The 12748-nt window shown below is 60.1% G+C and carries 10 protein-coding genes; 3 read left to right on the forward strand and 7 right to left on the reverse strand.

Annotation, left to right across the window (positions count from 1 at the left end; genetic code table 11):
- Positions 1-22 precede the first annotated feature (22 nt).
- Positions 23-1246 (reverse strand): NADH:flavin oxidoreductase/NADH oxidase family protein, encoded by a 1224-nt coding sequence (locus AB4O40_RS01650; protein WP_223542772.1) that lies wholly within the window; start codon positions 1244-1246, stop codon positions 23-25.
- Between the two features lie 76 nt (positions 1247-1322).
- Between AB4O40_RS01650 and AB4O40_RS01655 the strand changes: the two genes are divergently transcribed.
- Positions 1323-1727, forward strand: a complete 405-nt coding sequence (locus AB4O40_RS01655; protein ID WP_223542771.1) for a MerR family transcriptional regulator — start codon at positions 1323-1325, stop codon at positions 1725-1727.
- An 84-nt stretch (positions 1728-1811) separates the two neighbouring features.
- Here AB4O40_RS01655 and AB4O40_RS01660 read toward each other — a convergent pair whose 3' ends face one another.
- From AB4O40_RS01660 to wecB, 6 genes are all read right to left on the reverse strand, one after another.
- Positions 1812-2540, reverse strand: a complete 729-nt coding sequence (locus AB4O40_RS01660; RefSeq protein ID WP_223542770.1) for a hypothetical protein — start codon at positions 2538-2540, stop codon at positions 1812-1814.
- A 184-nt stretch (positions 2541-2724) separates the two neighbouring features.
- The gene (locus AB4O40_RS01665) at positions 2725-3801 is read right to left on the reverse strand and encodes a GGDEF domain-containing protein (RefSeq protein ID WP_223542769.1); all 1077 of its coding nucleotides are present in this window, start codon (positions 3799-3801) and stop codon (positions 2725-2727) included.
- Complete coding sequence (locus AB4O40_RS01670) at positions 3785-4663, reverse strand: DUF4434 family protein (RefSeq protein WP_223542768.1); 879 nt, start codon at positions 4661-4663, stop codon at positions 3785-3787. The genes AB4O40_RS01665 and AB4O40_RS01670 overlap by 17 nt, the downstream gene beginning before the upstream one ends.
- A complete protein-coding gene (locus AB4O40_RS01675; protein WP_460056469.1) occupies positions 4663-7827 on the reverse strand; it encodes an NfrA family protein in 3165 nt (1054 codons plus the stop codon). The genes AB4O40_RS01670 and AB4O40_RS01675 overlap by 1 nt, the downstream gene beginning before the upstream one ends.
- Positions 7824-9998, reverse strand: coding sequence for a cyclic di-3',5'-guanylate-activated glycosyltransferase NfrB (nfrB, locus tag AB4O40_RS01680; RefSeq protein ID WP_414914333.1), 2175 nt, complete (start codon positions 9996-9998; stop codon positions 7824-7826). The genes AB4O40_RS01675 and nfrB overlap by 4 nt, the downstream gene beginning before the upstream one ends.
- Positions 9995-11146 carry a non-hydrolyzing UDP-N-acetylglucosamine 2-epimerase gene (gene wecB / locus AB4O40_RS01685; RefSeq protein WP_056724417.1) on the reverse strand — a complete coding sequence of 384 codons (1152 nt, stop codon included), beginning with the start codon at positions 11144-11146 and terminating at the stop codon, positions 9995-9997. The genes nfrB and wecB overlap by 4 nt, the downstream gene beginning before the upstream one ends.
- Positions 11147-11453: 307 nt before the next feature.
- Between wecB and AB4O40_RS01690 the strand changes: the two genes are divergently transcribed.
- Positions 11454-11843, forward strand: a complete 390-nt coding sequence (locus AB4O40_RS01690; protein WP_056724419.1) for a RidA family protein — start codon at positions 11454-11456, stop codon at positions 11841-11843.
- Positions 11844-11978: 135 nt separating this feature from the next.
- Positions 11979-12743, forward strand: coding sequence for an IclR family transcriptional regulator (locus AB4O40_RS01695; protein ID WP_460058197.1), 765 nt, complete (start codon positions 11979-11981; stop codon positions 12741-12743).
- The last annotated feature ends 5 nt before the right edge of the window (positions 12744-12748 follow it).

Genomic DNA, 12748 nt, shown 5'->3' on the forward strand with positions numbered 1-12748 from the left:
GTCAGTCACCATCCATTTCGGATCACTTACCCATCGCCTGCCGATACTGCCGGGTGCGCTTGCCAATGTATAACCGGTCGAGAATCAACGCCCATAGCGCCGAGACTTCAGGTCGGGTTTTGCGCCCACGGCTCAAGCGATGCAGCTGGAACTTGACCACCGCCATGCTCGCCAGCGCCACCAGGGGCTTGCGCTTCCAGCGGATTGGCGGCAGTTGCGGATGGCTGTCCTGGCCTTCGCGCCAGTGCTTGACCAAGTGCGGCTCAACGGCCAGCGCGGTGCCGATGCCGGCCATGGCAAGGCCGCTGTCGAGCACGTGTTCGACGATCGCCAAACGGCGGATCCCGCCAGTCACCATCACGGGCATGCGCGCCACGCTGGCCAGTTCACCGGCCATTTCCAGAAAGTACGCCTCCCGTGCCAGGGTCCGGCCGTCGCGCGCTTCGCCTTGCATGGCCGGTGCCTCGTAACTGCCGCCGGAGAGTTCCAGCAGGTCGATCGCTTGTTCGTTCAGCCACTGGATCACTTGCCGCGCATCCTCGGCATCGAAACCACCGCGCTGGAAATCCGCCGAATTGAGTTTTACCGACACGCAAAATTGCGGCGACACCGCCTGGCGAACTGCCTCGACAACGGACAACAGCAGGCGCGCACGGTTTTCCAGGGAGCCACCCCACTGATCGGTGCGCCGATTGGTGAGCGGCGAAAGGAACTGGCTGAGCAGGTAGCCGTGGGCGGCGTGGATCTGCACACCGGTAAAACCGGCTTTCTCGGCCAGTGCGGCGCTGCTGGCGAAGCGTCGGATCACCTCTTGGATGTCGTCCTCGGTCATGGGCTTGGGTTCGGCGAACATCTTCGAGAATTGGCCCAGATCCAGCGCAACCGCCGACGGTGCCAGGGCTTGCTGGCCGAGGTTGGCCATGGTCTGGCGGCCAGGGTGGTTGAGCTGCACCCAGAAGTGCGCACCGCCGGCCCGGCCGACGCTAGCCCACTGGCGGAAGCGCTCCAGGTGGCGCTCGTCTTCCAGTGCTACACCACCGGGGCCGGTCATGGCGCGGCGGTCGATCATCACATTACCGGTCAGCAACAAGCCGGCCTCGCCCTCGGCCCAGGCCTGATACAGGCGAAACAGCGCTTCATCGGGCACTTGCTCGGTATTGGCGAGGTTCTCTTCCATCGCGGCTTTGGCAATGCGATTGCCGATGGTCTGGCCGTTGGGCAAATTCAACGCTTGAAAGGGCGACATGCTTGACTCCTCGTAGTGATGAGCAGAGGCTAAGCTTAAAGTTAACTTTAATGTCAAGCAGGTAAACGAGGTCGCAATGAAGATTGGTGAATTGGCGCAGTTGAGCGGGTTGACCGCATCGCGAATTCGTTTTTACGAGTCTCAGGGGTTGATCCGCCAGGTCGAGCGCTCATCCAACGGTTATCGACGTTACTCGCAACAGGCGCTGCAAACCCTGCAAATCATCCAGTGCGCGCAGCAAGCGGGTTTCAGCCTGGAAGAACTCAGACAATTACTGCCGGATAATGTGACGGGCGCGTTCAAGCATGATGAGTTGATGGCCGGCCTGCACCGCAAGATCGAGCAGATCGAAGAGATGCAACGGCACCTGGCCCATAGCAAGGCGCAGTTGCTGGGCTGGATCGACACCATCCAGGCCCGGCCCGAAGGCATGAGCTGCGATGAAAATGCCGAGCGGGTGATGACGTCATTCAAGCACTAGATCATCGGGACACGGGAACCGGATTGCGCATCGGCGTACCGGCCCTGCGTGCGCCCGACGGTGAACACATTGTTCGTGGGATTTTTACTGTTGAGCGGGCAAAACAGTTTGAGTGACTGGGTAGGCAAAAGACTCAGTGTTATCGATAGTCGCAATAACGGTCTGCTCATGTCCCGGCTTTATGTAATCAGGAACGCTTTGTAAAAAGCTGATGTAACGGTCTGTCTTCCAGCGAGTTGTATCTAAACCCACGAGAAGCGGGTGCAAGGTAGCCCCAGTATAATATTCCCCAGGTGAAACAGAGAAAATGGTGGTAATGGAGGTTTTGATTGGAAAAAAGATCGCGCCGGGATAAGTGCCACATAACGGAAAGTTTGGAGTTCCCAGGGAACATTTTGACGGTGGCTCTTGACCGACTACCAGTTTGGTGGGCGGTGAGCTGATACCGTTTACAAACACCGAAAATGAAATACCCTTGCCAGGCAGGTTCTGAAGATTCAATTGAGACATCGTGAAGTTACCGTTGGCCAGCGTGGAAACCTGCTTCAAAATGGCGCCATCACTGGTTACCGCCGTTACCATGAACGGGCCAGTAGTCGTGGCCCCAACGATAGTGCCCGAGATGGAGGTGGCACTTTTTGAAAGTGGTGTCGTGACACAAACTTCAGGGCCATTCTGGCCGATGTACTTTCCATTGACCAAGCTGCTGCACTCTTCACTGACCGTGGAAACAGTCGCGTCCGGATCAACGTTACAACCTGTTAAACCCATTCCCAGCGTCGCGCAAAAAAACAAAGTTCTCGCCGTATTCATGTCTGATTCCTTTGGAGTCGAAAGTGAGATACGTGCCAGTATTTCCTCGCATACTCCGAAGCGTCTACTGTCATAGTTGACAGTGGCAATCAGGTTTGTAGGGTTTAAACTTATCGTTTCTAGATGGTGCGCCTCGCTCGGTTACCAATGAGGGCGCACTGTGCAGCGGGTGGGATAGATAACTTTATTGATGAAACGTATACCGATCTTTCCCGGTATGTTTTGACTCATACAAGGCCGCATCGGCCTTGATCAGCGCCTGGTTCAGTGTGTCCCCGTCGAGTACCCGGGCCAGGCCGATGCTGATGGTCACCGGGTGTCGAGTGGGTTGCTCGCGCACCACCCGACACAGTTCACCGGCCAGCGTCTCGACGTCTTCGCGGCGAACCCCGGCCAGGTAAATCGCGAACTCCTCGCCACCCAATCGCGCATATTCGTAGTGAGCCATCACCGACTTGATGTCCTGCGCAATGCGCTTGAGCACCTCATCGCCAATGTCGTGGCCGTAGACGTCGTTAACCTTCTTGAAGTTGTCGATGTCGATCATCGCCAGGTAGTGGTCGGTTTCCCGCGGCACGTTGTTCAATTGCAGGTTGGCGCGTGTCATGAACGAACGGCGATTGGGGATTTCGGTGAGCGTGTCGATGTAGGCCTGGTCCAGCAGCAGCTTGGACATGATGAAGTTGTAGAGCTTGGCCTTGCGCAGTGTCAGGAAGCTGTAGATGGTCAGGCCGCCGATAAATGTCGTGTAACTGAGGGCCATCACGCCCCCCAGTTCAAACTGTTCGATACCGGTGTGGTAGAAGGGGTTGAGAAACCACCAGGTCACCCATTGCGCGGCAAAGAATGACCAGCGGCTCAGCGGCAACACCGAAGCCGTGAACAGAGTGGTCGAGGCCGCCAGCAACAGCCAGGCCGGTTGGTGGTCGTTGCCCAGGCCTTCGATGAGCAGCCGCGTGCCGAAGGCAATGGTGAGCACAAACAACAGGTTGAGTTTCTGGAAGTGCCGGGCGTCGCGGATGAACAGCAGAGTGATGAGGAGAATCGCGAAGACACCGAAAAACACCAGCGAACGCCAGGTGAATGGCTGCCCGCCGATGAAACTCAGGATCAGGTCGTAAGCAATCCAGACCACGATACTGGCGATGTAGATCAGCACGCAAAAGGTGTGCAGCCGTTCGAATTCATGCTGGAGAAACTCGGCCCTGAGCTCAGTCGGCGCCGATTTTTTCAGCACTTCTTCTTCAATGGTTTTGTACATCGCCGACCTTGCCGTTGTGCTGGTTGTCGAGAATCACCTTGCCCCAGGGGCGGTAGCGCAGGGAGAAAACCGATGTCGGGTGGCAACCCGGCGAAGAGGTTTGCGGGGCCATCGCTTCGGCACGGAAGGGTTGCCCGGCAGCGCTGACTTGCCGGAAGGCTTCCCTGACAATGCCGATGGAGCAGGGCAGTGCATTGGCGTAGCCATTGCGAATCAAGGGTGGCAAGCGTCCAGTGCCGGCACCGTCCTGCCACCACACCTGGATTCCGGCGTTCGCCAATTCTCCTAGCCATTGGCCATTTACTTGCGGCGCGAGTTTGCCGACGTTGAACACACTGATGTGCAATGGCGCATCGAGTTTGGCGGAAAAGTCCTTGAGCTGGCGTTGCAACCTTTGCCGGCGATCCAGTGCTAGAAAGTGCAGGTCATCCAGTTCCATGGGCAGATACCAGCCGCTGACCGGGAGTTTCCAGTCCTTGCGCAGCTTCTGCTGCCGGGCCAGCGACTGCCCCAGTTGCGTCTGCCAGTACGTTGCCAGCCCGGCACTGTCCAGCTCATTGATGCGGTGGTAATAGGCCGGGTCCATGTACAGGCCCAGCACCAGTTTCAGGCCCTGGGCCTGGGCCTGCTTCAGGCTGCCGGCGAGCCAGCCATCGGCGCCGCCGAAGTCCGAATCGCCGTAGGCCGTCCACTGCACGATCACCGTGTGCACACCCTCGCGGGCGCTGTCCTGCCAGATCCGCTGCCATTGCGCCTGGCTCAGGTTGGCATCGACATTGAGCGGTTGATAGAAAATCCGCTCGTCGGCATGGGTCGCCGTGGTGCCCAGCAGCAGGCACAAAGTCAAAAGAAGTCGCTTCATCAGAAATTCAACTCCACGCCCAGCAGCACGCCGTTACCGCCGTCATACAGATTGCCGCCCAACGCTTGTTGATACTCGGTGCGTACTGTCAGGTGCGCGCGATAGGCGTTGTATATGTCATCGTCAAACCACCATTGCCAACGCAGGCCCAGACCGGTGCGCAGGTCCTGGCGCCAGTCGTTGCTCGGGTCCTGGCTGGCGAATTCGAGGAAACCGTACGGCATGATCGTTTGTGCGCCGTTGAACGGCAGTTTCCAGGTGTGACCTTGCTGGAAGCGCGACAGCCATTGATGGTCGCCGGCCTTGGTCCACCACGCCGCGTCGAGGTAGAGGAAGCGCTCCTCCCAATCGCTTTCATCGACCCGCCAATCGTTGCGGAATCGACCCTGATCAAGGAACGACGCCGTTGTCCGCAGCAGGTAGTCGGTGGTGGTGTGGCCATCATCGCGGTGATCCTCGGCCTGATCGGATACCTTGTCGGGGACCAGCATCTGGCCGAGGCTCAGGCCATGGTTGTCCTGGTCATCGAACTGGCTTTGTTTGTAGATCTCGCCATAGAAGTTGATGTTGGCGGTGCCCCAGGGCTTGTAGCGCAGGCCGACGCCGGTGCCCAGGGATTCGGCATAGCTCGAGCGGCCCACGCCGCCAAGCAACACGCGGCCATAGACCGACAGCGTGCTGCCGGCGCGGCTGGGTTCATCGCCCAATGCGTGGTCCCACATGGCCAGTTGGACGTTCTGCGAACTGGAGCGTCGCTGCGTGCCGGTGCTCTGGTCAGGGCGCACGAAGTCGTTGGTCGATATCCCGGCCGGCGACCAGGTACTGGCGATGGTGACTGAGTCGCGACGGGACAGGCTTTCGTGAGCACGACGCTGGCGATAGCGCCGCGCTTCCATGCTGCCATCCTCGTCATCGGCGGCCACCGGGTTCTGCTCCAGGTCGATCACGCGTTCCAGTTCCTTGCGCGCCGAGGCGCTGTCTTCGACCTCGTCATAACGCCAGGCCAGTGTTTCGCCGAGGCGATAGTCTTCCGGGAAGTCCTGGTTGGCGCGTTGCAGGTACGGGATGGAACTGGCGCGTGCTGCCTTGGTCTCGGCACCGGCCAGGCGTACGCCGTAGTCGGCACGATAACGGGGGTTGTTCGGCTCGCGGCGCACCGCTTCGGCAAGCCATTCGGTACTTTGCTGCAGGTCGCCGGCCTTTTGCGCCGTGACCGAAGCCGCGTAGTAATGCTCGGCATCCGGTACCAGCTGCAGGGCGGAACGCTGGCGTTGCAGCGCGAGCGCGTGATCGCCCCGGGCATCGGCAATCGCCGCGCCCAACGTCCACTCATTGGCGCCACGGGTACGGCTTAGTTGCCAGTAGCGTTCGGCCGTTTGCGTGTCGCCGATATTCAGGGCGCCGCGGCTGGCAGTGAGGCGGGCATTGTCGCTGAGTTCGGCGTCCGGAATGCTGCGCCAGATGGCCAGGGCACCGGCCGAGTCTCCGGACGCTTCCAGGGCGTAGGCGAGTGGCAGGCGAGTGTTCGGGTCACCCATTTTTTCGGCGGTCTGGTAGTACACCACCGCTTCGCCGGGGCGCTCGGGCATTGCACAGCGGCCGAGGGCGCGGTAGTCGCCTGCGACTTGCGGGTGATCGCCAATCGCCTGTTGAACCGCGCCACACTGGCCGTTTTCCGCCAGTTGCGCCAGCAACTGCCCGCGAGTGGCGGGGTCGACGCGGTTGAGCAACGAAACGATGCGTTGCTGTTGTGCCGCGGTTGGTGTCGATGCGGCATACAACCCCGCCAATCGTTGCAGCAGGGGCGTCGGCAGCTTGCCGCCGTGGCGGTCGAAGGCGCTTTCGAGCAATTGTTGCGCATGTTCCCGCTGGCCGGCTTTGAGCGCCAGGTAGGTCGCCTGATTCAGCGAGTTGAGGTTGCCGGTCTGCTGGTAGTGCCGCTCCCAGAATGCCGCCGCTTCGGTATCGTGATCCGATGCCTGGAGCAGTTCAGCGCGACGCTTGACCACGTCGGCGGTCTGCGGCTGGCTGGCGAGGTAGGCCATGACTTTGTCGTTGCGGCCTTCATCCCGCCAGACGTCGAGCAGCTGTTCGCGGCGTTGCGTGTCCCAGGGTTCCGGCAGACGGGTCGCTTGCAGCAGGTCGGTGGCTTGCAGGCGCTGGGCGAGGACCAGCCATGCTTGCGGATTTTCATCAGGCTGGCAACTTTTCAACTGGGTCAGCGCCGCTTGCGGATCACGACGTGACAGCCAGTCGGCGGTCTCCAGGCACGGCCGCTGCAACTCACCACTCAAGCGTTGTACCGTGGCGCTGTCGCCGGTTTGCCGTGCCAGTTCCCACAGGCGCTGGCGTTGCGCCGGATCGGCAAGATCGGCGGGCGGCAGCGATTGCATCCAGCGCTGCGCCTGCTGGACCTGGCCCATGGCAATCGCCCGGTCGACCATGGCCAGTCGGGTCTTGCGCGCGGCTTCCGCGCTTGGCGCCGTTTGCAGCAGTTGCTGCAAGGGTTGCTCGTCGAGGCGTTGCACGTAGGCGTTGGCCAGGCGTTGCCAGCTTTGGGCATCGAGTTGTTGTTTCGCGGCCAGGGGCGCCAGCTCCTTGATGGTGCTATCCCAATCGTGCAACTGCTCGGACCAGTTGGCCCGGGCCTGTTGCAGCGCTTGCTCATCACCCTTGGCTGGCAGTTGGGCCAGCCAGTCATGGGCCGAGGCCGCGCCACCGCGCTTGGCCAGGCTCGCACTGTAGGCCTGCCACAGGCGCACGCGATGCTCGATATTGCTGGAGGCGATCCATTGCTCCACCTGTTTTCTGTCTGGCGGATCCTGTTCGATCCAGGCCAGGCGCAGGTTGAGCAGGGCTTCGCTGTTGGCCGGGGTATCCTGCAGCGCTTGCACGGCGTCTTCGTAGCGTTGCTGCTTGACCAGCGATTGCACCAGCAGCGCCCGTGCTTCATCGTTTCCTGGTACTTGACCCAGCAGGTGACGCATCAGCCGTTCGACTTCCTTCCAGTTGCCGTTTTTCGCTTCGCGGTAACTGCGGTCCATATAGGGGTAACTGCGGAACTGATCGAAATCGGTCAGGGGTTCGGCTTGCACCCACGCCGGCGTGGTCAGGCAGAGCAACAGGCTACCGGCCATCAGGGTCTGGCGATGGACAGGCTTCATGCGGCCTCCCGGGCAATGCAGTAGGCAGCGTGCTGCTCACTCGCCTGATCGACCAAGGCCTGTTCGAGAATTTCCTGTGTGATCATGCCGCGTTCAATCAAGTGTTCACCTAGAGACATTTTTTCCGCATCGAAATCGATCAGTGCCTGATTGAACAGGGTTGGCGGCACCATGCCGCGTACTTGCAACAGATTGCCCAGCAACACCTGGTGATGGCTGATGCGCTCGATCAGGTCTTCGTCGTCCTGATTTTTTTCCAGCACCTCAAGCATCTGATGTACTTCTTCGCTTTGACGAGGGCTGGCGTACCAATAGCGGATCCCCAGTGTCACCCGGCCTTGCGGTGCAAGGCGGCAACGCACCTTGCGTTTCAGTTGACGGCTGATGGCTCCCAGGGACACCTGGCTCACCGGACCTTCGGAGGCCAGTACCAGGGTTTCGTTTTCCTCGCCGACCGGCAGCACGCCGTAGTGTGTGGCGATTTTGCGCGGCACCGCGTCGATCAGGCGTTTGTCGAGCTTGAACGGATTGAGTGGCGCCCATTCCAGGTCCAGTTGCTCGGCCAGGGCCTGCACCAGTTGCGTGGTGTCGATGTGCCCGCGCAGCAGCAACTCCTGACCCAGGCGTCGGCGCACCGGGTTGGTGATCGCGGCTTCGAGTTGATCTTCAGAAAGCAGGCCTTTTTCCACCAGTCGATGTCCCAGCGGGGTGCGCTGGGCCTCGGCCAGGGCCGGAAACTCATGGGTGGTCTTGTCCCAGGCGACGCGACGCGAATCGCCCATTTCCATCACCTGGCGCAAGGCCCGAAGGTTGGCGAAGAAATTGACGAAATTGCTCCACACCATCCGGGGGGCCGACAGCAGTCCTTCGCCCAGTCCGTAAAAACGGGTGACAAACCAACCGCGCTGGAATAGCCGATTGAGCAGCATGAAGCCATTGAGCCAGAGCAGGCCCGCCAACAACGTGCTGTCAGAGAGGATCGAGGGGAACCGCCAGGCGTTCGGTGCGATTACTGTGACCAGCCACATCGCCAGCAACACCACCAGCAGTATGTTCACCAGGAAGCTCAACAGGTACGCAATCAGGCCACGGCGGTCGCGCCACAGAAAATAATTGAGCAGGCCTTTGCTGCTCCAGCCCAGATTCTTGGTGCCCTGGAACACAATGCCGACGATCCAGCGCGACTTCTGCCGGATCGCGTACTGCAAGTCCCGGGGAAAGTGCTCGCGCACGCAGATCACCTGGGAAAAGGCGCGATCCATGCCGAACACCCAGGGTTGTTCCAGTGCCAGTTTCGGATCGGTTACCGAATAGCGGGCAAAGATGCACTTCATGCCTTTTTGCTTGAGGCGGAAACCGATGTCGTAGTCTTCGGTCAGGCTCTGCACGTCGAAAGCGATACCGTCACCGTCCTCGAGCAGGGCACTGATGGCCTTACGGCTGAAGCAGGTGCCGACCCCGGCGCTGGGCACTTGCCCGGTCAGTGCTTCACGCACGATGACGTCCTTGCCATGGTTTTCGGCGAACTCGTCGACGTAGTGCCCGGCGGTGAAGCCATTCCATTGCGGCGCGTAGGGATAGACCGGAATCTGGATCAGGTCCTTGGCCGGCAGCAGGTAGTTGAACAGGCGCAACTCCATCGGCGAAATCACGTCCTCGGCATCGTGCAGGATGAAGCCGGCGAACTGGATCTTTGCGTCGTTTTCAAAGCGCAGGATGGCGTCGATCACGTTGTTCAGGCAGTCGGCCTTGCTGGTCGGGCCGGGGCGTGCGCACACCACTTTGTGCACATTGGGATAATGCCGGCACACTGCATCGACGTCGGCCTGGGTCTCGGCGTCGTTGGGGTAGGTGCCGACGAAAATCTGATAGTTCTCGTAGTCGATGGTCGAGGCGGCCAGGCGCGCCATTTCACCGACCACACCGACTTCGTTCCACGCCGGCACCATGATCGCCAGGGGTTTTTCGCCGATGGAGTACAGCCGTTGCTCATCGGCGCGGTCGAATTTTTCATAGATTCGCCAGCGCCGGATCAGTTTGCGGGTCCAGTACACCAGGTCGATGAACAGGTCATCGAGCCCGAGCAGGAACATCAGCAGGGCCAGGGTAATCGCGAGGTATTTGAGTCCGAACAACACATAGGCAAAGAGGTCGACAAACACCAGGCTCATACGGCTTTACCCGCTGTACGGTGTTTGAGCCATACGCCGAGTCGATTGGCGATGCGTTCACTGGCGTGCCCGTCGCCATAAGGGCTGTGGACCCGGCTCATGCGCTCGAAAGTGGCCTCATCATCGAACAACAGGCTCGACTCATTGACGATGCGGTCGGTATCGGTGCCCACCAGCACCACCGTTCCGCCTTCGAGCGCCGTTGGCCGCTCCGTGACATCGCGCAGCACCAACAACGGCTTGCCAATGGCCGGGGCTTCCTCCTGGATGCCGCCGGAGTCGGTGAGAATGAAATAAGCGCGGTCCATCAGCCAGACGAAGTGCTGGTAATCCTGCGGCGCCACCAGATAGATATTGGGTTTGTCCGAGAGGACGCTGTAGACCGCCTTTTGCACCTGCGGATTGAGGTGCACCGGGTAGACGAATTGCACGTCGGGATAACGTTCGGCGAGGATGGCCAGGGCCTGGCAGATGTTGCGAAAACCGCCGCCGAAGTTCTCCCGGCGATGCCCGGTGATCAGCACCATGCGTCGGTTGTCGTCGAGCACGGCCAGCGGCGAATCGGCGGCCGGGTGCCAGTGGACTTCCTGTTGGTGTTTGCGCATCCATACCAGCGCGTCGATCACCGTGTTACCGGTGACTTCGATGTTGGCCTTGGACACACCTTCGCGCAGCAGGTTGTCCTGGTTGATGAGGGTCGGTGCGAAATGCAGGTCGGCGATGACGCCGGTCAGGTGTCGGTTGGCTTCCTCCGGCCAGGGTGCGCGCAAGTTGCCGGTACGCAACCCCGCCTCGACGTGGCCGATGGGTATCTGGCGATTGAAGGCGGCGAGGGCGGCAATGAAGCTGGTGGTGGTATCGCCGTGCACCAGCACGATATCCGGATGCACCCGCTCGTAGGCTTTGTCGAGATGCCCCAGCAATTGTTCGGAGAGACCGTTGAGGGTCTGGCCCTGGGTCATCACCTGCAAGTCCTCATCAACCGTCAGTTCGAACGAGTCGAGGACCTGCTTGAGCATTTCCCGGTGCTGGCCCGTGGAGCAGATGTTCAGGGTGATACCCGGCCAATTGCGCAGAACCCGTGCCAATGGGGCCATCTTGATGGCCTCCGGACGCGTACCGAAAACCATCATGACTTTAAAAGACATCAACCCTCCTGGGACCGCGCACGCCGATTACGTCGCGGCTGCTAAAACCGGTTATTTCCTGGACATAGAATAAAGCAGCCGGATGGGCGGTTGTCCAATGAAGCTGCTCTGAGTCGCGGGTTTTGCTTCGAATGGGTTCATGAGCAGCCAATTGAGAACCTGATACCCATTGCTCTGATTGAAAACAAATTCCAATCTCCCTCACATTCCCTCCACATCCTGTGGCAAACTTTCTGCTCTCTATTCCGTTGTTGCACACCTAGTTCCGGTATAGCGGAATAAACACTTCCAGTCAGGAGAAACACTCATGAGCATTACTCGTTATGGCACTGGCAGCACCGCCGCTGGCGGTCAGCCTCGTCCATTCGCCCGCGCTGTCGAAGCCGATGGCTGGCTGCACGTGTCTGGCCAGGTGCCGGCGCTGGATGGCGAGATCATTGTCGGTGGCATCGTCGAGCAGACTCACCAGGCCATGAAGAACCTGATCGCGATTCTCGAAGAGGCAGGTTTCGGCCTGGAAGACGTGGTGCGTGCCGGCGTGTGGCTGGAGGATCCACGGGATTTCACGAGTTTCAACAAGGTCTTCTCCGAGTACTTCAAGCCCGAACACGCACCAGCGCGGGCCTGCGTGCAGGCGAACATGATGGTCGACTGCAAGGTCGAGATTGACTGCATTGCGTACAAGAAGAAGGCTTGAGTCCGCGGTTGCTCTTGTAGGAGCTGCCGAAGGCTGCGATCTTCTGGCGTTTTTTGATGGGTGCAGCCAAGACAGAATCAAAAGATCGCAGCCTGCGGCAGCTCCTACGGGCGACTATGAATGGGAACCACTGAAATGACCGAAGACACCATCAAGCGCCGGGCACGCGGGCTGGACCGGGCGTTCGATATCCTCGATTTCCTCAAGGAGATCGGCCAGCCCCTGCGTCCGAATGACATCGCCAACGGCATCGTCAGCCCCAAATCCACGGTCTACGAACTGGTGGCCTCGCTGCTGGAGCGACGGATCCTGGAACCGGTGGGCAAGGACGGTCATGTCTATCTCGGTCGCCAGTTGTACTTTCTCGGGCAGGCACACCTGCGGCATTTCGACCTGACCCGCGAGGCCGATCACGCCTTGCAGGACATCGTCAGCCAGACCGGTGAAACGGCGCAGATGTGCCTGCTCAACGGGCGCAAGTACACCGTCGCGCTGATGAAGGAGGGGGAGCGGCATTTCCGCATTTCCTCGGACATCGGCGAAAACGCGCCCATCCCCTGGACCGCATCCGGGCGCCTGCTGCTGGCGCACCTGAGCGACCAGGCTATCGTCGACCTGATCGACCACGACGACTTCATCCTGCCCAATGGCGATCGCCTGGAACTTGCGCAGTTTCTCAAGGAAATCCGTCAGGCCGGTATCGATGGTTTCTTTTCCTTCGATAGCGTGGCCGATACTTTTACCCATTGCTTCGCCGCCCCGGTCAAAGACCCCGACGGCGTGGCCATCGCGACCCTGTGCATCGTCGCCCCACGGGCCGATGCCAAGAACAACTACAACGACTACCGCCGGGTGCTGATCGCAAGCGCCAGCAGCCTGGCCCGTCGCATCAACGAATAACAGCG

The organism is Pseudomonas sp. S2_F07, assembly GCF_054668325.1.

Excerpts from the sequence above, each read along its gene's own strand:
- AB4O40_RS01660 (WP_223542770.1), bottom strand. The coding sequence starts at position 2,540 with ATGAATACGGCGAGAACTTTGTTTTTTTGCGCGACGCTGGGAATGGGT.
- wecB (WP_056724417.1), bottom strand. The coding sequence starts at position 11,146 with ATGTCTTTTAAAGTCATGATGGTTTTCGGTACGCGTCCGGAGGCCATC.
- nfrB (WP_414914333.1), bottom strand. The coding sequence starts at position 9,998 with ATGAGCCTGGTGTTTGTCGACCTCTTTGCCTATGTGTTGTTCGGACTC.
- AB4O40_RS01655 (WP_223542771.1), top strand. The coding sequence starts at position 1,323 with ATGAAGATTGGTGAATTGGCGCAGTTGAGCGGGTTGACCGCATCGCGA.
- AB4O40_RS01695 (WP_460058197.1), top strand. The coding sequence starts at position 11,979 with ATGACCGAAGACACCATCAAGCGCCGGGCACGCGGGCTGGACCGGGCG.
- AB4O40_RS01670 (WP_223542768.1), bottom strand. The coding sequence starts at position 4,663 with ATGAAGCGACTTCTTTTGACTTTGTGCCTGCTGCTGGGCACCACGGCG.
- AB4O40_RS01650 (WP_223542772.1), bottom strand. The coding sequence starts at position 1,246 with ATGTCGCCCTTTCAAGCGTTGAATTTGCCCAACGGCCAGACCATCGGC.
- AB4O40_RS01690 (WP_056724419.1), top strand. The coding sequence starts at position 11,454 with ATGAGCATTACTCGTTATGGCACTGGCAGCACCGCCGCTGGCGGTCAG.
- AB4O40_RS01665 (WP_223542769.1), bottom strand. The coding sequence starts at position 3,801 with ATGTACAAAACCATTGAAGAAGAAGTGCTGAAAAAATCGGCGCCGACT.
- AB4O40_RS01675 (WP_460056469.1), bottom strand. The coding sequence starts at position 7,827 with ATGAAGCCTGTCCATCGCCAGACCCTGATGGCCGGTAGCCTGTTGCTC.